This window comes from Enterobacter cloacae complex sp. ECL72 (assembly GCF_019056635.1).
Lineage (GTDB): Bacteria > Pseudomonadota > Gammaproteobacteria > Enterobacterales > Enterobacteriaceae > Enterobacter > Enterobacter hormaechei_C.
This window is the reverse complement of the sequence record NZ_CP077659.1, coordinates 1,193,784-1,212,604: the sequence shown is the minus strand read 5'-3', so window position 1 is coordinate 1,212,604 and position 18,821 is coordinate 1,193,784. Positions and strand designations below refer to the sequence as shown.

Annotated in this window: 21 protein-coding genes and 2 tRNA genes; 9 read left to right on the top strand and 14 right to left on the bottom strand. The window is 53.0% G+C overall.

All coding sequences use genetic code 11. From position 1 onward, the window contains the following. Positions 1 to 26: 26 nt before the first annotated feature. Positions 27 to 1,166: a glucans biosynthesis protein MdoC gene (gene mdoC / locus KTH07_RS05685; RefSeq protein WP_017384749.1), complete on the top strand. Its 1,140-nt coding sequence runs from the start codon at positions 27 to 29 to the stop codon at positions 1,164 to 1,166. A 41-nt stretch (positions 1,167 to 1,207) separates the two neighbouring features. Here mdoC and ymdB read toward each other — a convergent pair whose 3' ends face one another. The 5 genes from ymdB to csgB all read right to left on the bottom strand — a co-directional run bounded on the left by ymdB (position 1,208) and on the right by csgB (position 3,638). Further along, positions 1,208 to 1,744: an O-acetyl-ADP-ribose deacetylase gene (gene ymdB / locus KTH07_RS05680; RefSeq protein ID WP_015570849.1), complete on the bottom strand. Its 537-nt coding sequence runs from the start codon at positions 1,742 to 1,744 to the stop codon at positions 1,208 to 1,210. 80 nt (positions 1,745 to 1,824) lie between these two features. Further along, a complete protein-coding gene (locus tag KTH07_RS05675; RefSeq protein ID WP_017384751.1) occupies positions 1,825 to 2,145 on the bottom strand; it encodes a type 1 fimbrial protein in 321 nt (106 codons plus the stop codon). 153 nt (positions 2,146 to 2,298) lie between these two features. Further along, positions 2,299 to 2,631: a curli assembly chaperone CsgC gene (gene csgC / locus KTH07_RS05670; RefSeq protein WP_017384752.1), complete on the bottom strand. Its 333-nt coding sequence runs from the start codon at positions 2,629 to 2,631 to the stop codon at positions 2,299 to 2,301. 56 nt (positions 2,632 to 2,687) lie between these two features. Continuing rightward, positions 2,688 to 3,143: a curli major subunit CsgA gene (csgA, locus tag KTH07_RS05665; RefSeq protein ID WP_003858043.1), complete on the bottom strand. Its 456-nt coding sequence runs from the start codon at positions 3,141 to 3,143 to the stop codon at positions 2,688 to 2,690. Positions 3,144 to 3,182: 39 nt separating this feature from the next. Continuing rightward, complete coding sequence (gene csgB / locus KTH07_RS05660; RefSeq protein WP_017384753.1) at positions 3,183 to 3,638, bottom strand: curli minor subunit CsgB; 456 nt, start codon at positions 3,636 to 3,638, stop codon at positions 3,183 to 3,185. A gap of 743 nt (positions 3,639 to 4,381) precedes the next feature. On the opposite strand from csgB, the gene csgD reads away from it, so the two are divergent. The 4 genes from csgD to csgG are packed head-to-tail and all read left to right on the top strand — an operon-like array spanning position 4,382 to position 6,729. Then, positions 4,382 to 5,032: a biofilm master transcriptional regulator CsgD gene (gene csgD, locus KTH07_RS05655; RefSeq protein ID WP_017384754.1), complete on the top strand. Its 651-nt coding sequence runs from the start codon at positions 4,382 to 4,384 to the stop codon at positions 5,030 to 5,032. Positions 5,033 to 5,036: 4 nt separating this feature from the next. After that, the gene (gene csgE, locus KTH07_RS05650; protein ID WP_032619945.1) at positions 5,037 to 5,426 is read left to right on the top strand and encodes a curli production assembly/transport protein CsgE; all 390 of its coding nucleotides are present in this window, start codon (positions 5,037 to 5,039) and stop codon (positions 5,424 to 5,426) included. 26 nt (positions 5,427 to 5,452) lie between these two features. Then, entirely contained in the window at positions 5,453 to 5,869 is a 417-nt protein-coding gene (csgF, locus tag KTH07_RS05645) for a curli production assembly/transport protein CsgF (RefSeq protein ID WP_003858054.1), read from the top strand. A 26-nt stretch (positions 5,870 to 5,895) separates the two neighbouring features. Then, positions 5,896 to 6,729 (top strand): curli production assembly/transport protein CsgG, encoded by an 834-nt coding sequence (csgG, locus tag KTH07_RS05640; protein ID WP_003858055.1) that lies wholly within the window; start codon positions 5,896 to 5,898, stop codon positions 6,727 to 6,729. Between the two features lie 43 nt (positions 6,730 to 6,772). Here the strand turns inward: csgG and KTH07_RS05635 are convergent, their stop codons facing one another. From KTH07_RS05635 to ghrA, 4 genes are all read right to left on the bottom strand, one after another. Further along, entirely contained in the window at positions 6,773 to 7,255 is a 483-nt protein-coding gene (locus KTH07_RS05635; RefSeq protein WP_072159654.1) for a DUF1097 domain-containing protein, read from the bottom strand. A 96-nt stretch (positions 7,256 to 7,351) separates the two neighbouring features. Further along, positions 7,352 to 7,906 (bottom strand): molecular chaperone, encoded by a 555-nt coding sequence (locus KTH07_RS05630; protein ID WP_023303414.1) that lies wholly within the window; start codon positions 7,904 to 7,906, stop codon positions 7,352 to 7,354. A gap of 19 nt (positions 7,907 to 7,925) precedes the next feature. Next, positions 7,926 to 8,663 carry a phosphatase gene (locus tag KTH07_RS05625; RefSeq protein WP_003858061.1) on the bottom strand — a complete coding sequence of 246 codons (738 nt, stop codon included), beginning with the start codon at positions 8,661 to 8,663 and terminating at the stop codon, positions 7,926 to 7,928. Between the two features lie 84 nt (positions 8,664 to 8,747). Next, the gene (gene ghrA, locus KTH07_RS05620; protein ID WP_017384758.1) at positions 8,748 to 9,686 is read right to left on the bottom strand and encodes a glyoxylate/hydroxypyruvate reductase GhrA; all 939 of its coding nucleotides are present in this window, start codon (positions 9,684 to 9,686) and stop codon (positions 8,748 to 8,750) included. Positions 9,687 to 9,915: 229 nt separating this feature from the next. Between ghrA and KTH07_RS05615 the strand changes: the two genes are divergently transcribed. After that, positions 9,916 to 10,003: transfer RNA gene (locus KTH07_RS05615), tRNA-Ser, on the top strand. A gap of 131 nt (positions 10,004 to 10,134) precedes the next feature. Here KTH07_RS05615 and KTH07_RS05610 read toward each other — a convergent pair. Further along, a complete protein-coding gene (locus tag KTH07_RS05610; protein ID WP_017384759.1) occupies positions 10,135 to 11,040 on the bottom strand; it encodes a LysR family transcriptional regulator in 906 nt (301 codons plus the stop codon). A gap of 109 nt (positions 11,041 to 11,149) precedes the next feature. Between KTH07_RS05610 and KTH07_RS05605 the strand changes: the two genes are divergently transcribed. The 3 genes from KTH07_RS05605 (at position 11,150) to KTH07_RS05595 (ending at position 12,932) form a co-directional block, all read left to right on the top strand. Further along, on the top strand, positions 11,150 to 12,010 hold the full coding sequence (locus KTH07_RS05605) for a pirin family protein (RefSeq protein ID WP_015570855.1): 861 nt from the start codon (positions 11,150 to 11,152) through the stop codon (positions 12,008 to 12,010). Between the two features lie 19 nt (positions 12,011 to 12,029). Further along, positions 12,030 to 12,707: an isochorismatase family protein gene (locus tag KTH07_RS05600; protein ID WP_003858068.1), complete on the top strand. Its 678-nt coding sequence runs from the start codon at positions 12,030 to 12,032 to the stop codon at positions 12,705 to 12,707. Positions 12,708 to 12,844: 137 nt separating this feature from the next. Further along, positions 12,845 to 12,932 (top strand) — tRNA-Ser (locus KTH07_RS05595). Between the two features lie 244 nt (positions 12,933 to 13,176). Here KTH07_RS05595 and KTH07_RS05590 read toward each other — a convergent pair. The 4 genes from KTH07_RS05590 to efeO all read right to left on the bottom strand — a co-directional run bounded on the left by KTH07_RS05590 (position 13,177) and on the right by efeO (position 18,807). Beyond that, complete coding sequence (locus KTH07_RS05590) at positions 13,177 to 14,682, bottom strand: sodium:alanine symporter family protein (protein ID WP_017384761.1); 1,506 nt, start codon at positions 14,680 to 14,682, stop codon at positions 13,177 to 13,179. A 418-nt stretch (positions 14,683 to 15,100) separates the two neighbouring features. After that, complete coding sequence (gene phoH / locus KTH07_RS05585; protein WP_017384762.1) at positions 15,101 to 15,892, bottom strand: phosphate starvation-inducible protein PhoH; 792 nt, start codon at positions 15,890 to 15,892, stop codon at positions 15,101 to 15,103. A gap of 500 nt (positions 15,893 to 16,392) precedes the next feature. Next, a complete protein-coding gene (gene efeB, locus KTH07_RS05580) occupies positions 16,393 to 17,676 on the bottom strand; it encodes an iron uptake transporter deferrochelatase/peroxidase subunit (RefSeq protein ID WP_032619947.1) in 1,284 nt (427 codons plus the stop codon). 3 nt (positions 17,677 to 17,679) lie between these two features. Further along, positions 17,680 to 18,807, bottom strand: coding sequence for an iron uptake system protein EfeO (efeO, locus tag KTH07_RS05575; protein WP_023303411.1), 1,128 nt, complete (start codon positions 18,805 to 18,807; stop codon positions 17,680 to 17,682). Positions 18,808 to 18,821 lie beyond the last annotated feature (14 nt).

Genomic DNA, 18,821 nt, shown 5'->3' with positions numbered 1-18,821 from the left:
AAAAGTCTGAGAATGCGCAAAGTTATATGAGCACAACCCCTGTACAACGTGAATATTTCCTCGACTCGATCCGCGCATGGCTCATGCTATTGGGGATCCCTTTTCATATTTCACTGATCTATTCCAGCCACACCTGGCACGTGAACAGCCAGATGCCCTCCTGGTGGCTGACGCTGTTTAATGATTTTATCCATGCCTTCCGCATGCAGGTGTTTTTTGTCATTTCCGGTTATTTCTCTTACATGCTCTTCTTGCGCTATCCCCTCAAACGATGGTGGAAAGTGCGCGTGGAGCGCGTGGGCATACCGATGTTGACGGCCATTCCGCTGCTGACGCTGCCGCAGTTCATCATGTTGCAGCATGTTAAAGGCAAGGCGGAAAACTGGCCGAATCTCTCCTTCTATGAGAAATACAACACCCTGGTCTGGGAGCTGATTTCCCACCTCTGGTTCCTGCTGGTACTGGTGGTGCTAACCACGGTGAGTTTGTTGATCTTCAGCCAGCTGCGCCAGCGTGCGAGCACCGCATCCTCGACCTTCTTCGCCAACATCACCCTGGGCAAGCTGTCTCTGCTGTTTCTTGCGCTGGGGGTCGCGTATGCCGCCGTCAGGCGTACCCTGCTCATTGTCTACCCTCCCATTCTGAGCGATGGGCTGTTTAATTTCGTGGTGATGCAGACCCTGTTTTACATTCCCTTCTTCCTGATTGGGGCGCTGGCATTTATTCATCCTCGGCTTAAAGCGCTGTTTACCACCCCTTCCCCCTGGTGTGCGGTGGGTGCTGCGCTGGCCTTTGCCGCCTATCTTCTCAATCAGCGCTATGGCAGCGGGGACGCGTGGATGTATGAGACAGAGAGCGTGATAACGATGCTGATGGGCCTGTGGATGGTTAACGTGGTGTTCGCCCTTGGCCATCGTCTGCTGAATTTTAAATCCAGTCGCGTCACCTATTTCGTTAATGCTTCGCTGTTTATCTACCTGGTTCACCATCCGCTGACGCTGTTTTTCGGGGCGTACATAACGCCGCATATCGCCTCGAATGCGCTGGGCTTCTTCACCGGCCTGGTCTTTGTGGTTGGCATTGCCATCGTGTTGTATGAAATCCATCTGCGGATCCCGCTTTTGCGTTTCCTGTTCTCAGGCAAACCTCAGGTTAAAGCGGGATAACAAAACGGCGCCTCCAGGGCGCCGTTTTTGCACTTCAGACATCAAAATGCCTGGCTGCGCGCGGTCAAAATCCGCTGATACAGGTCGGCGGTGTGCTCATCGAAACAGACAAAAATGACTTTTTCCGGCATGGGTTTGAGGGAAAGGTAGTGATAAACGGTATTCACGGCGATTGTAGCTGCCGCTTCCTTTGGATAACCGTACACGCCGGTGCTAATGGCGGGGAACGCCATGGTCTTATACCCGTTATCCGCCGCAAGCCGCAGGCAGTTCCGATACGCCTGCTCCAGAATCTCAGCCTCATGGCGGTCGCCACCGTGCCAGACGGGTCCAACGGTATGGATCACCGCTTTGGCCGGGAGATCGCCTGCAAGCGTAATAACAGCATGCCCCGGCGGGCACTCTCCCTGCTGCTGACGCACGGTTTTGCATGCTTCAAGGAGTTGAGGGCCTGCGGCCCGGTGAATGGCACCGTCCACCCCGCCCCCACCCATCAGGGAGGAATTGGCTGCGTTGACGATCACGTCAACGTGTACCGTCGTGATATCGCCATGAATAACGTCGATTTGCGGTCTCATAAACACCCTCTGCAACCCGCCTTTTTCATCAGTGTATCGCAGAGGGAGAAGGAGAAAAACTGCCGTGAAAAAAACGTCGGTTATCGGTAATCGACCTGAACGACCGCAAGCGTTTTCTGTTCATTCAGGTATTTCATGCTGACAGCGGCCAGAGCTGAATGAGGATGATGGCCCCGGAGCGCCTCGTCATAACTGATGGTATGCGTTTTCATACGGTTATTTTCCGGACAGGAGATCGCAAACTGCTGATGCCGGGGCGTGACTTCGCACGGGTCAGCGACCACCGCGCCACGAAAATGAATCACCCCACCATTTTCTATAGTTGCTGAATAAGCCGGAGATAAAAAAGAGGACAGGATCAGTCCCAGACCAGAAATAATACACGCTGCGGATTTGAACATTATTTGTACTCCTCAATGAAATTCGTCCTTGAGGGGTAAAAACGCTCCGTTATGACGTATCAATTTAAGCAACCCGATGACTGGGTTCTTGATATCAGCATAGCTTACCTGTGCAGCGCCGCCACTTTATTAAATCATTGATTTCATGAATTATTAAAGCGTACTTACCGGTGCGTTCCACTGCTGTGATAAATGAAGCGATTTTCCATCGGAAACGGTGACGATTATTTTTACCGCATCCCCTGAACGAATATTTAAACTGATTCGCGTTAAATCAATCGGCTGATTAGCGGGTATAAAAAGAGTATTTTTCTGCCGCGATGTACTTTGTCCCGCTTGCCCCTGTCGGACAGATAACACCTCAACCTGACATTCGCAGGCGTCTGCCAGCGTGACCTGAGGAATAATGGTTGTCATATTTGCCTGCTGTGAGGTGCTGAACGTTATCTGGCTGGCAAGCGCAGCAAGGAGAATGAAGGTGCTCATGAGATCCTCCCGAAAAAAAACAGGGCACATGCCCTGTTTTTTGGTACAGAATTGAATCAGTACTGATGTGCGGTCGCGTTGTTGCCAAAGCCAACCTGGTGCACAGTCACCGTTGAGCCGGACGCTGTCTGGTCTACCGCCGCGCCGTTGCCGCCGCCGAACTGTTTCACGTTGATAACAGAGTCTTTGCTATTCCACTGGTCGATGGTGGCGCTGTTACCAAAGCCTTTTTGCAGCAGATCGATAGAACTGTCATCAGAGCCCTGACCAACATCTGCGCCGTTACCGCCACCGTGCTGGGTAATGGTCAATTCAGAATCTCGGGCGTCCGTCTGCAAAGCAAGCGCGGAGTTACCGCCGCCGTACTGGTAAATGCTCAGGGTTGAGTCAGGGCCGTTATTGCCGCCACCCCAGCCACCACCGTGGCCGCCGCCAAATTGTGGTACCGCACCTGCGAAAGCACTGCCAGAAACTACGATTGCTGCAATAACTGCCACTTTGAAAAGTTTCATGGTAAACCCCCATCGGATTGATTAAGGCGTCACACATCGCTAGCGTTGAATAACGCGAATAGCCATTTGCGACTGTCTCTGTACTACAACTGCTGTTTTCTGCGTACCATACTGCGTTATATTCGCCCTGTTACCCGAGCCTTTCTGGATAATCATGGCGGTGTTGCCAAAAGCGCCCTGCTTAATACTCGCATCGTTGCCGTTACCGGTCTGATCGATATAAGCAAGGTTATACGTCCCTGACTGATCAACATGCGCGCGGTTATTCCCGCCCTCTTGGGAAATAATGGACAGCAATTTAGAACCGCCCTGGCGTACATCAGCATTATTACCTGAGCCCTGTTGACCAATAATGGCTGCCTGATTGTATGAAGCTTTACTTAATTCATTTATCGCAAAATTATATTCAGAACTGGCTAAATCTGAATCACCTGCGATTACAAACCCAGGCGCACCCAGTAATGTAAACATCATAAACAACATTTTGTTTTTCATGCTGTCACCCTGGACCTGGCTATAAAATAGGTATGTCTTTACCCGTTAACGCGATTCGTTTTGTTAACGCCGCGTTACGGAAAAGAGTATGTCTGCCGAAACATATTTAATATCTCACCCGTGTGCCTTATTTTTATATGCTCATTCACCTCAAAGTCGTAAATCTCGCCTGAAACGACGCGACACACCACTAATGCAGAAATAAATTCTTGTCTGAGCGCCTGGACAACAGCGAGACAGGCTGTCCAACCTGTACCGGCTTCTACAGACAAACATGGCAATGTCTTTTGCCCGGTGCGTGACACGAAGCAAGTTTTCTTAAGAAAAATTTCCAGCTTAGAGAAGTCTTAACTTTTTAGCTGAGTTCATACTTTTTACCGGCTGGCTTACAATAATTAAAAGCTCAATAATTCAATTCTTTATAATATATTGTATGACTTTCAAAATCTATGCACGTTTATACACCTGTACAACTTTCCCCTTATCTTAAAATCTATTTACCCTGCAAAATACACAACTTAATATCGAATTTTACATTCTGTTACATGATTAACACTTGCTTTAAAGTTTGCAATAGCTAGATTGAAAACAGCAGTACGTTATTTGTTTTTAATTTTACCGCCTCCTTTGGAGGAAGGTTTTTTAACTACACACAGCAGTGCCACACCTGTCAGTACTTCTGGTGCCTTTTTCAATAATACGAGGGCAGCTGCCGGGTGTCATAAATAACGTGGGGTTTCATCATGTTTAATGAAGTCCATAGCTTACCCGGTCATACATTATTGTTGATCACAAAACCTTCCCTACAAGCGACAGCGTTATTGCAGCATTTAAAACAATGCCTCTCGCTTAACGGGAAACTGCATAATATTCAACGTTCTTTTGATGATATCGCTCCTGGCAGCATCATTCTTCTCGATATGATGGAAGCGGATAAAAAACTGGTCCATTACTGGCAGGATAATTTAAGCAGGAAAAACAATAATATCCGCGTATTGTTATTAAATACGCCTGATGAGTATCCTTTCCGCGATATTGAGAGCTGGCCGCATATTAACGGCGTGTTTTACGTCACTGAAGAAGAAAACCGTGTCGTGGAGGGTTTGCAGGGCATATTGCGGGGGGAGTGTTATTTCTCGCAAAAACTGGCCAGCTACCTCATTACCCACTCCGGAAATTATCGCTATAACAGTTCAGAATCTGCACTTTTGACGCACCGTGAGAAAGAGATCCTGAACAAACTGCGTATTGGTGCTTCAAATATTGAAATCGCCCGTTCGTTATTTATCAGCGAAAATACGGTTAAGACGCATCTTTATAATCTTTTCAAAAAGATAGCTGTTAAAAATCGCACGCAGGCGGTGTCGTGGGCAAACGATAACCTCAGGCGTTAATAGCATGAAACGCACCCTAAGTTGGATTGCCGCAGCAGGCATTATGCTTGCTGCCGGAAACCTTCAGGCTGTTGAGGTGGAAGTTCCCGGACTGTTGACCGACCACACCGTCACCTCTGTCGGACACGATTTTTATCGTGCCTTCAGCGATAAGTGGGAAAGCGATTATCCGGGTAACTTAACCATCAACGAACGGCCCAGTGCGCGGTGGGGAAGCTGGATCACAATAACCGCTAATCAGGACGTTATTTACCAGACTTTTTTATTCCCAACGAAAAGAGACTTCGATCAGAACGTCGCTTTCGCGCTGGCACAAACAGAAGAAGCTATTAACCGCCTACAGTTAAACAAAGCCCTTTTGAGCACAGGCGATTTAGCAAAAGATGAGTTCTAGCAACGACACCTATTTCGGAGGCTGTAATGCGTCTCGCACACACAGTGATTTCGTTAATGCTCATTGCGCCGTTGAGCTGGGCCGGAAATATGACATTCCAGTTCCGCAACCCTAATTTTGGCGGCAACCCGAATAACGGAGCCTTTATGCTTAACCAGGCTCAGGCTCAAAACTCCTATAAAGACCCCAGCTATGACGATGATTTCGGTATCGAGACCCCGTCGGCCCTGGATAATTTCACTCAGGCCATCCAGTCGCAAATATTAGGTGGCTTATTAACCAACATTAATACCGGAAAACCCGGCCGGATGGTCACTAACGACTTTATCGTCGATATTGCCAATAAAGACGGGCAGCTTCAGCTAAATGTGACAGACCGAAAAACCGGTAAAACGTCGACAATCCAGGTTTCCGGTTTGCAGACCAGTTCAACTGATTTCTAAACAACCCCGAAATAAGGACAATTATTATGCAGCGCTTTTTTATTTTAGTTGCAGTGTGCTTATTAAGCGGTTGTTTAACTGCCCCGCCAAAAGAAGCCGCTAAACCCACCCTAATGCCTCGTGCCCAGAGCTACCGGGATCTGACGCATCTGCCGGTCCCTACCGGGAAGATATTCGTCTCGGTCTATAACATTCAGGATGAGACGGGCCAGTTCAAACCGTATCCGGCCAGTAACTTCTCGACGGCCGTACCGCAGAGCGCCACCGCGATGCTGGTCACCGCCCTGAAAGATTCTCGCTGGTTTATCCCGCTGGAACGTCAGGGGCTGCAAAACCTGCTTAACGAACGAAAAATCATTCGTGCCGCGCAGGAGAATGGTACCGTTGGCGTCAATAACCGCATGCCGCTACAGTCTCTCACCGCAGCCAATATCATGGTGGAAGGCTCGATTATCGGCTACGAAAGTAACGTGAAATCGGGCGGCGCGGGTGCGCGTTACTTTGGCATCGGGGCCGACACGCAGTATCAGCTGGATCAGATTGCCGTCAACCTGCGCGTGGTTAACGTGAGCACGGGTGAGATATTATCCTCCGTGACCACCAGCAAAACGATTCTCTCTTATGAAGTGCAGGCCGGGGTGTTCCGCTTTATCGATTACCAGCGTCTGCTGGAGGGTGAAATTGGCTATACCTCTAACGAGCCGGTCATGCTGTGTCTGATGTCGGCCATCGAAACCGGCGTGATTTTCCTGATTAATGACGGTATCGATCGCGGCTTGTGGGATCTTCAGAATAAAAGTGACGTGAGTAATGCGGTGCTGGTGAAATACCGAGAGATGTCGGTGCCGCCAGAGTCATAATCGGCGGCGCATAAAAAAGGCGAGATTTCCGTCTCGCCTTTTTTTATTTACTTACCGCAGGAACGCTCTGGCTCTTCTCGCGTCGGGCCGCAAGCCAGAGGCCGCTGTTCTTCATGGCGTAGCCAAACAGTAATCCCAGCATGAGCGAAGGGACCACAAGCTTCCAGTCCCCCTGCCCCGCAAAGGTCGCGCAGGCACCCATGAACGTGCCGGGCACAAAGGACAACAGCAGATGTTTTGCCTGAACGCACATCAGGAAGGCCACAATGCCGGTGATGGCGTACCCCAGGATTTCCACATGCGGCGCCAGCGCGCTGCCTTTCATAATGACCAGCGCCCAAATCACACCGCTCATCAGAGTACAGCCGGAGATGAAGAGCCCTTTGAGACCACCCTGCGGGCAGGCGAAATAGGCCGTGCAGCCAAGAAAACCAGCCCAGCTCAACAAGCCGAGAGAGACAGCCACCCAACCCCAGAGGCCGGAGAGGATGCCAGTCGTGATTGCAATACAAAGTAGTATGTTCATGGTGCGCATCTTAGCAGATGCGCACCATAGAAATGAGATCAGAAGCACATTACGTGCAAGTTGAAATGTATCGTTGCAGGATTTTTGTGATTCAAATCACTCTTCGTTCTCTTCTTCCAGCTCGTCCCACATGGCAGCGATGGCGTCACGCGTCAGCGGAGCCAGCGTTCTCCAGAACGGCGAGGTGGCGTGGGCTTCAACTTTACCCAGGAAGGTGCCAACCCACGGAAGCAAATACGTTTCGAACAGGGTTTCAATCGCCTCGTTCTCATCATCACCTGCATTATCTTCAATCCAGGAGGCCGCCAGCAGCAGGGTACCGATATGATCGGCAGGCATATCCGTCAGCGGCATGCCGCGTTCTGACAGAAACGCCCGAACTTCCGCTTCGGTCGTACCTTCCTGCCAGGCAGAACGATACGGCGACACGCGACATTCTTCTCCCACAAACAGCGCGTTGTAATCCGTTGAAATCTGCTGCATATCGCAGCTTTTTTGCAAGCGTTCCAGCAACTCATCCTGTTCCAGCGGCCAGCTCTGCGCCAGTTTACCTTCACGAATCAGGGTAAACAGCGGAACCAGCAGCGGATCCTGCGGCTGGCGGTAATATAAGGTGCCCAGCACGCGGCAAAGGATGGAAAACTCATTCATGTTTTTATTCCGTTATTAATTAAAGATCGGCAAATTCATCAATCGGCGCCATGCCGCGCGACTCAAGGAAGTCGAGCATACGACGCGGCGTGACGTTCAGGATCTGTTCTTCCGGGAAATTCACGTCCCGCAATATTTTCAGGCACTCGCTAAAATCACCCAGCGTGAAGGCCGTGTGTGAATCAGAGCCCAGCGCCACCATGCCGCCCGCGTCACGCACGGCCGCCGCCACTTCGCGGCAGTTGGCTTCACTGCCCTTACGCGAGTGAACAAAGGAGGAGTTGTTAATCTCCAGCGCCACGCGGTGCTTCGCTGCCGCCTGCGCCACGGCCTGAATATCAATCGGGTATTTCGGATTTCCCGGGTGGCTGATAATGTGCACGTTGCCGCTGGCAATAGTGGCAATCATCGCTGCGGTGTTGGTCTCTTTATCCTGGGGCGCAAAGACCGGCTCGTGGAAGCCGGCGAGGATCAGATCTAAGGAGGTCAGCATCGGGCCGGTGCAGTCAATCTCACCGTCAGTATTTTTGATGTTCGCTTCGATGCCGCGCAGTATCCCGATACCGTCCACCAGGCGTGGCCAGATACGCATATTCACAAAATGCCAGTAGTGCGGCGCATCCGCCATATCCGGACCGTGATCGGTTATCGCAAACAGTTTAATGCCTTTCAGCTTCGCCTGAGCGATATAATCATGGAGGTTACTGTAAGCGTGGGTACTGGCGACGGTGTGCATATGCAGGTCAACGGGATACATCTTTCTCTCCTCTGCGGTTTTTCCAAAGGATAGCAGTTATCAGCGGCGAATATTAGCAAAAACCCGGCGAACGCCGGGTTTCTCTCAGTAGCCTCGCTGTCTGTCGACCTGTCCGGTCACCGCGTTGCCCTTCTCTATTTCGCTGATGGTATGCGAGATGTACGCCACGGCCTCCGCCGGTCGCGTCACGGCCGCAATATGAGGCGTCATCGCCACGCGCGGATGTGCCCAGAGCGGGCTGTCTGTCGGCAGCGGTTCGCGGCTATAGACATCCAGCATTGCGCCTTTCAGTTTACCGCTATCCAGCGCTTTCAGCAGATCGTCTTCCACAACGTGTACCCCGCGCGCCAGGTTCATTAAGTAGCTGTCTTCTGCCAACTGGTTGAGGAGCGTGCCATTGATAATGCCGACCGTTTCCGCCGTATTCGGCAGCAGGTTAATGAGGACGCGAGTCCCTTTCAGGAACGCCGGGAGTTCGTCCGTTCCGGCAAAGCTCTCGACGCCTGGATAATCCTTACGGCTCCGGCTCCAGCAGCGCAGTGGGAAGCCCCACGGCGCGAGCGCTTCGGCGACTTTCGAACCCAGTACACCCGCGCCGAGGATGCCGATGGTGAAATCTTCATGCTGATAATCCGGAAGCGGTTCCCAGTGGGATTGCTGTTTAAACGCTTGATAATCGTCGAAGCGGCGGAACCAGTGCAGCACCTGGCTCACGGCATATTCCTGCATCTGCTGCCCCATACCGGTATCTTCCAGACGAAACAGGGGAATATCCTCCGGCAGCATTTCAGGGTGTGCCTTCAGCTTACTGAGAATGGAATCCACACCCGCACCAAGAGCAAACACCGCCTTCAAACGGCGTCCCTGAAGCATTTCGACCGGGGGATGCCAGACCAGCGCGTAGTCGGCATGTTCATTATCGCCCTGTTTCCATTCGCGAACGCGTGCGCCAGGCAGTGCCGCCGTGAGCGCGTTAATCCAGTAAGCCGTATCAAAAGTGGGGTGATAGAAGATAATATCCATAGTCATTGCCTTTTATTGCGCTGTTTTATTTTCATTTTCAACTGGCTTGCCAGCATAACAAATTTATCGCTAAACCGCGTTGCTGATAAAAGAGGCGCATTTCGCACATTTCGGAATCAGGTTGCCTGAAGTTTGTCTAAACACGCTAAATTACTGAAAAAGTGGGTTGACGGCAGTACGGCTTTTCCTTACATTAGCGCCCGTCCCGACAACAACGGGATGACAATATGGTGAGGTGTCCGAGTGGCTGAAGGAGCACGCCTGGAAAGTGTGTATACGGCAACGTATCGGGGGTTCGAATCCCCCCCTCACCGCCATATTTCAAGAAGAGCTTGCATGAAAATGCGGGCTTTTTTTTCGCATGTTGCACGCCTGTGGGGGATTCGAACTTTGCAGCCTCTGCGGTAATTGTGTCGGGTGGCGCTACGCTTACCCGACCTACAAAAAGCTAGTCCTCAACCATCTTTGCATACTCTTCAGTCAGAAAATCCACCAGCGTCCTGACCGATGGCAGCAGGCCGCGCCGGGATGGATACACCGCGTGGATCACTTCCCGTCTGGGTTCCCAGGCATTCAGCACCCGAACAAGTTCACCTGAAGCCAGCTGATCCTTCACCATCAAAATGGGCAGCTGTACCACGCCCACGCCCGCCATCGCCGCCTCCCGCAGCGCCAGCATGTCGGTAGTCACCAGGCGCGGCGTGAAGTGAATTTCTGCCTTTGCGCCCTCCGGCCCGCTCAATTCCCACTTATGCAGGTGCTTGCCCGCCCCCATACTTAACCCCGGCCACTCGCTGAGTTCAGAGGGCATCGCCGGGTTGCCCATCCGTTCAATCAGTGCCGGCCCGGCAACCAGACAGTGCCCCCTGTCCGCCAGCACCCTTAATACCAGATCGCTGTCATCAAACGGGCGCGGACGAACGCGGATCGCCACATCCACCCCCTCCGCCACCAGATCGACCCGGCGGTTGGTGGCTTCAAGCTGGAGGTTGATCCCTGGATAGCGCGCCATAAACCGTGCCAGCATGGGCCCCACGTGAACGTGCAGCAAGGTGACAGGACAGGTGATCCGGACCATACCGCGCGGCTCAGCCTGTAAAGCAGCCACCGCCTCCTCCGCAGCTTCAGCTTCCACCAGCATGGCTTTACAGTGCTGATAGAATGTCTGCCCCACCTCCGTCACCGCAAACTGCCGCGTGGTACGTTGTATCAACCGAACGCCCAGGCGTTCTTCCAGCTGCGCAATCCGACGGCTCAGTTTCGACTTAGGCTGATCGAGCGCCCGCCCCGCCGCCGCAAAGCCGCCATGCTCCACCACCTTCACAAACCATACGAAATCATTGAGATCCTGCATACGCCTCCATTGTTCCATTTAAGGAACAGTGAATGTCATTTTTGCTATCTACCGGGATATTAGCCCTGAATATAAGCTAATTCCATCAACAGGACATCAGGAGTTAATCATGAAAAACGTAACAGGCGTGTATACCGCACCTCGTCCGCACTGGGTCGGTGACGGTTTTCCGGTTCGTTCGATGTTTTCTTACCAGACGCACGGCGAGCCCCTGAGCCCGTTCCTGCTGCTGGACTACGCCGGACCGCATACCTTCCCGGCGGACGGCGCGAAACGCGGCGTGGGCGAGCATCCTCATCGCGGTTTTGAAACGGTGACCATCGTCTACTCAGGCGAAGTGGAGCACCGTGATTCCACTGGCAGAGGCGGCGTTATTGGCCCAGGCGATGTGCAGTGGATGACGGCAGGCGCAGGCATTTTGCACGAGGAGTTCCACTCCAGCGCGTTTTCGCAGAAAGGCGGTGAACTGAAAATGATGCAGCTGTGGGTCAACCTGCCCGCTAAAGACAAAATGGCGACGCCTGGCTACCAGAGCATCACTCAGTCGGATATCCCGGTGGTCACCCTGCCGGATAACAGCGGAACATTGCGCGTGATTGCTGGCCGTTTTGGAGAGGTAACCGGCCCGGCGCATACCTTCTCACCGCTGAACGTGTGGGATCTCGCGCTGCGCCAGGGTAGCCATCTGACGCTCAATCAGCCCGAAGGCTGGAGCACGGCGCTGGTTGTCGTTGAAGGCAGCGTGACGGTGAACGGCACCACGCCTGCCGGTGAGGCGCAACTGGTCGTGCTGAGTCAGAGCGGTGACAAACTGCATCTCGAAGCCAGCAGCGATGCCAAAGTGCTGCTGATGGCCGGGGAGCCGCTGAATGAACCCATCGTGGGCTATGGCCCGTTTGTGATGAACAGTAAAACCGAAATTGCCGAGGCTATTCGCGATTTCAACTCCGGCCGCTTTGGCCAAATCTAAACGTAATAAGGAGCGCATTATGTCTACCCCTGCAAACTTCAACGGTGCACGTCCCGTTATTGACGTAAACGATGCCGTTATGCTGCTTATCGATCACCAGAGCGGGCTGTTCCAGACCGTAGGAGACATGCCAATGCCTGAGCTGCGCGCCCGTGCAGCAGCGCTGGCAAAAATCGCCTCGCTGGCGAAGATCCCGGTGATCACCACGGCGTCGGTTCCACAGGGACCGAACGGCCCGCTTATCCCGGAGATCCACGCCAACGCGCCGCACGCACAGTATGTGGCACGCAAGGGTGAGATCAACGCCTGGGATAACCCGGAGTTCGTGGCGGCGGTGAAAGCCACCGGGCGCAAAACGCTGATTATCGCGGGGACGATCACCAGCGTCTGCATGGCCTTCCCGTCCATCAGCGCGGTGGCGGACGGATATAAAGTGTTTGCGGTGATTGATGCCTCCGGCACCTACAGCAAAATGGCGCAGGAGATCACCCTGGCGCGCGTGGTGCAGGCAGGCGTGGTGCCGATGGACACGGCTGCTGTTGCTTCCGAAATTCAGCGCACGTGGAACCGTGAAGATGCGGGTGAATGGGCTGAGGTGTACACACACATCTTCCCGGCCTACCAGCTGCTGATCGAAAGCTACAGCAAAGCGCAGGACGTGGTGAAAAATAGCGAAGTGCTCGATTCGCAGCGTTAATCCTGCGCGCTGCGACATAAGCTGATTAAGGCTTAACCGAACAAGCACGAATGCTGAAAATCTGCTTGACCGTTTTAGCGCAACTCCCTATAGTAGCGCCCCGTTGCCCCCCAAGCGGTCAGGCAGCAAAACAATATGGTGAGGTGTCCGAGTGGCTGAAGGAGCACGCCTGGAAAGTGTGTATACGGCAACGTATCGGGGGTTCGAATCCCCCCCTCACCGCCATATTTGAAGAAGAGCTCGCATGAAAATGCGGGCTTTTTTTTTCGCATGTTGCACGCCTTTGGGGGGGATGAGAACCCCGACCGGGGTTCGACAACTGGCGGCAGCCAGTTGGACAGACTGAGAGCATAGCGAACAGGCTGCCCGCAGGGCGAGCGAAGCGAGTCAATCCCCCCCGGTGCGACACGAGCTGCCTCACCTACAAAAAAAAGCCCGTACAAAAGCACGGGCCTGTCTCAACCATTCCTCAGCTATTCAGCTTTCCAGCCGGTTGCTTTCCCTCGGGAGCAAGTCTCTGGCCAATATTCAAACCCGCTTCATCCTTACGCTCCTCCAGCCAGTAATCCGCATTTTTAATCCCCAGCCGAACCGGGTCAAAGTGTGGATCCAACCCCTGTGCATTCTGGATTTCATAATCCTTCAGGCTGGCAAACGCTTTTTTATGCAACAGAACGATGGCAATAATGTTGAGCCATGCCATCAGCCCTACGCCGATATCCCCTAATCCCCAGGCCAGATCCGCGGTGCGTACCGTGCCATATACCGTCGAAGCCATCAGACACAGCTTGAGCAGGAACGTCAGCCACGGGCGATGAATCTTACGGTTGATGTAGGCGATATTCGTTTCAGCGATGTAGTAGTAAGCAATGATCGTGGTGAAGGCAAAGAAGAACAGCGCGATGGCAACAAAGTAATTACCGAAGCCCGGCATCATACTTTCCATTGCCGTCTGGACATATCCCGGTCCTGCGGCCACGCCTGCTATTCCGGTATAGAGCGCTGCGCCGTCGACGCCCTGCACGTTATACAGCCCGGTGATCAACAGCATAAACCCGGTCGCGGAGCAGACAAACAGCGTGTCGATGTACACGGAGAACGCCTGAACCAGCCCCTGTTTCACCGGATGGCTTACGGCCGCCGCCGAGGAGGCATGTGGCCCGGTACCCTGCGCCGCCTCGTTGGAATAGACGCCACGCTTCACGCCCCACATGATGGCCTGGCCCAGAATAGCGCCAAACCCAGCTTCAAGGCCAAAAGCACTTTTCCAGATCAGCAATATAACTGAAGGAAGCTGATCAATATTGATAGCGATAATCACGCACGCGACAATAATATAGCCGAGCGCCATAAACGGAACCACCATGCTGCTAAAGCTGGCAATCCTTTTTACGCCGCCAAAAATAATAAAACTCAACAGCACAGCAAGTAACGCCGCCGTGACATTTGGGCTCAGACCAAAGGCAATATCCAGGCTCGCACCAATAGAGTTTGCCTGCACACCTGGCAGTAATAATCCGCAGGAGAAAATCGTTACGATGGCAAATAACCATGCGTACCACTTCACGCCTAACCCTTTCTCAATATAAAAGGCAGGACCACCACGATATTCGCCGTTAATTTTCTCTTTATAAACCTGACCTAACGTGGATTCGACAAAAGCAGAGCTTGCCCCCAAAAATGCCACTATCCACATCCAGAAAAGCGCACCGGGTCCACCAAAGGTAATGGCGGTCGCTACACCGGCAATATTCCCTGTCCCCACGCGGCCCGCCAGCGTCATCGTCAGCGCCTGAAACGACGACACGCCTGCCTCGGTAGGACGCCCCTGAAACATCAGGGTAATCATAAGTTTTATATGCCGTAATTGCAGAAAGCGACTACGCAGCGAGAAATAGAGGCCGACACCCAGACATAAAAATATTAACGCCGGGCTCCAGATAACACCATTAATTGCACTAACCAGTTCGTTCATGTATGACCCTTAGCGTGATGTTCCAGAGGAAACGATCCCCTGGCGAGTTTCTTTTTAGAATTTTGTCTGAACAAGTACGAAACATAGATAATTACCCAAAAGACACCAACTTAATTTTTACTGCTTAGTCATGTTCTGTGACAACATTCACGTTTAATTTTAAACCAATAATTAGCATGATCATTATATTCATAGATATTTTGTGGGTATTATAAATACATATCACATTTTCGTGACCTGTATAAAAAGCGTTCGCAGCAAATTAACAGTAATATTATTATTACCGCAAAACGGGGCGTAAATCCTGTTGAATGCTATAGGAAATAAATATGATTTAAAAAAGCCACGCGTGCAGAGGGAATAAAGGAAGCTTCCCGGCATAACGCCGGGAAGAAATGACTTAAAATGTGAAATGATCTTAGTCGGAGTACACTTCCAGCGTTCGTTGGCACAGCGCTGAGCGGACGCAGTCCTCTTTTGTGAAGCGGACCACCCCTATCATCTCATCTTCCTCAAAACGTGACATGGCATCGCTCAGGCCGGACTTCACGCCCGACGGCAGGTCACACTGGGTAATATCGCCGTTGACGATAACCGTCACGTTCTCCCCGAGGCGCGTTAAAAACATCTTCATTTGCGCAGCGGTCACATTCTGAGCCTCGTCAAGAATAACGACCGCATTTTCAAATGTACGTCCGCGCATATAGGCGAACGGCGCGATTTCCACCTTGCCAATCTCTGGTCGCAGGCAGTACTGCATAAAGGAAGCGCCCAACCGCTTCACCAGCACGTCATAGACGGGCCTGAAGTACGGGGCAAACTTCTCGGAAATATCGCCGGGCAGGAAGCCCAGATCTTCATCCGCTTGCAGTACCGGACGGGTAACGATGATCCTTTCCACGTCCTTATGAATCAGCGCCTCCGCCGCTTTGGCGGCGCTGATCCAGGTTTTCCCGCATCCGGCTTCCCCGGTTGCAAAGATGAGCTGTTTACTCTCGATAGCATTCAGGTAGTGCGCCTGAGCTTCATTCCGCGCCACAATTGGCGATGCATCGCGGCTGTCCCGCGCCATGCCAATGGATTCTACGCCGCTCATCTGCACAAGCGAGGTGACCGATTCTTCTTCACGCTGCTTATGGCTACGTGAATCCCGTCTCAGCACACGTTTTGCTTCACGACGAGCTTTGATCACTGCTTTCTGTCTTCCCATGGATAGCACCTTGAGTTGTTGGTATTCATCACACGCGCCAGCATCGGCACGATTATGCGCACGAACATCAGAGGGTTGGCTTCCTTGTAAGCCATTGCTTGCATTACCGGATGACGATATACAACGGCTACGCGCACCGTTATGCACGTCGGTAGAAAAAGGTTCTTGAGGTGAAGGAGAGAATTTGGTGGTGAAGAAATCGCTGCCGGAGTCTGAGCCTCCGCGCCGGGTACTGCGGTTGATGTGTTTACCTTGTCCAGTACAGGACGCAACCATTCGCGATCTCCATAGTGAGTTAGCATCACTGCCGGGAACTACCGCTGTCTTCTCTTAAGTACATCAGGAATTATCATAAATGCAACATTTATTTTACCTGAATGCAACTTTTAGGACTGCCCCTACATGGAAAATCAGTCTTATATAGAAATATTACAGAAATATAACAATAAGATAGTCCTTCGAAAAAATAATGTCCCCGCGAACTGTCGCAGGGACGATTATCAGGCTTCTATCAGACCCTGAGCGAGCCAGGCGTTCGCGTTACGCGCGCCGGGCAGGGCAAAGAAATAGCCGCCGCCGATGGGCTTAATATATTCCTCCAGCGCTTCGCCGTTGAGCCGCTTCTGCACGGTGAGGAATCCCTTCTCCAGATCGTGCTGATAGCAGACAAACAGCAGTCCCATATCAAGCTGACCGGAGTTGGTCACCCCCAGCGAGTAGCTGTAGCCCCTGCGCATCATGAGGCTGGATTGCGTCTCTTTGGTGCGAGGATTGGCGAGGCGAATATGGCTGTCCAGCGCGATGACATCCCCGTTCGGATCGCGGGCGTAGTTGGGTTCATCGTGCTCGTGCTTCATGCCGAGCGGTGCGCCGGTTTGCTTATCGCGACCGAAGATAGTTTGCTGCTCTTTCAGCGGCGTGCGGTCCCAGAACTCCACGTGGAACTGAATGATACGCACCGCCTGATAGGTGCCTCCGACCGCCCAAGCCGGTTCGCCCTGATCCGCCGTCACCCATACCACGTTCTTCATCAACGCGGTATTGCTGCTGTCCGGGTTGGCGGTGCCGTCTTTGAAGCCCAGCAGGTTGACCGGCGTCTCTTTCCCTTTACTGCGCGCGGCGTGGTCAGAGATAAAACCTTCCCGCTTCCAGCGCACGCTCAGCAGATCCGGGGTGTGCTTGATAATATCGCGCAGGGCATGGATCACCGTATCCTGGGTATTAGCGCAGATCTGCAACAGCAGATCGCCGTGGCACAGCGCCGCGTCAAGAGAATCATTCGGGAATCGCGTCATTTTTTGCAGCGCTTTCGGCTTCTGCTTCGCCAGTCCGTAGCGATCATCAAACAGCGATTCCCCCACCGACACGGTGATGGTCAGATTATCGGGAGCGATAAACGCGCCGAGGATGCCGGAATCCATCGGCGGCAGGCGCGGATTCGGTGTTTCCGGTGCGGGACCGCCGGCGGTGAGGAAGGCAATACGCGTGGTCAACAGCCTGAACAGACGCTCAAGGTCGGCTTTATCACTCGCCAGCGAATCGAAAGCCACCAGCATCATCGAGGCCTGCTGCGGCGTCAGGATCCCCGCCTGGTGCTCACCATAAAACGGCTGCGTTTCCATACGCGCATCCGGGGAGAGCGTGCCAGGGGCGCTTTGCGGTTTTGCCGCATGCGCCACCGGACAGCCTCCCGCCAGGGCAAACGCGCCGCCCAGCGCCCCTACCCCTTTTAACAACCGACGTCGGGAAGGTTCCGCCACGTCGTATTCGTCATGCTTGTTCATCGCTTAATCCAGACCCAGTACGCCACGCAGCAGGGAGAGATCTTCCGCCAGGGTGGTTATCGGGCCTTTCAGCGCGTTACGGTCAGCATCGGTCAGCTTGTCGTAGGTTTCGAACCCGTCTTTGGTGCGGTATTTCGCCAAGATAGCGTCAACTTTCTTAAAGTTGGCATCCACTTTCGCCAGCAGCTCGCCGTTCTCTTTTTGCAGCTGAGGCCGCAGCAGATCGACAATTTTCTGTGCGCCGTCGACGTTCGCCTGGAAGTCCCACAGGTCGGTGTGGCTGTAACGATCTTCTTCACCGCTGATTTTGCTGGCGGCCACTTCTTCAATCAGGCCCGCTGCGCCACCCACCACTTTCGACGGTGGGAATGCCAGCTCGCTGATGCGTTTTTGCAGCTCCAGCACGTCGCTGTTGAGCTGCTCGGCGTATTTCTCCATCCCACTGGTGGAGTTATCGCCAAACAGGGCTTTTTCCAGACGGTGGAAGCCGGTGAATTTCGGATCGGCGGCCTTCTGCTCGTAGTCGTCTTCACGGGCGTCAATGCTGCCATCGAGGTCAGAGAACAGTTCGGCAATCGGCTCAATGCGCTCGTAGTGCTGACGGGTAGGCGCATACAGGGATTTCGCTTTTTCGATGTCGCCCGCTTTCACCGCGTCGGTAAAGGCTTTGGTGCCTGCCACCAGGTCCGCTGTCTCTTTGGTGACGTAGGCTTTATAGGCGGTAATGGCGTCGCCGAGGCTCAGCAGCGCCGTGCCTTTGGCCGCATCCGCCGTCGCTGCGCCTTTGACGATCAGCTTACCTTTCGGGTTAGTCAGCAGGCCGCAGGTCATGTCATATTCCCCGGGCTGAAGATTTGCGGTCATCTTCTGGCTGAAGCCCGGCGCGATATTCTCGCGCTCTTCCACCACCATCACGCCTTTCAGAATTTCCCACTCCAGCGCCTTCTGGCTGTGGTTCTGAATAATAAACTGCGTTTTACCGCTGTTAACCGTGATGGTCATCGGCTCGCACTGTTTATCGTTGACGGTGACTTTTACCTGCGGAATATCTGCCGCCTGAGCGGTGAAGGCAGACACGAACAGCGCGGCAATGCCTGCGCATAACGCACTACGACGGAACTGAATGGCCATGACTCTTCCCTTTA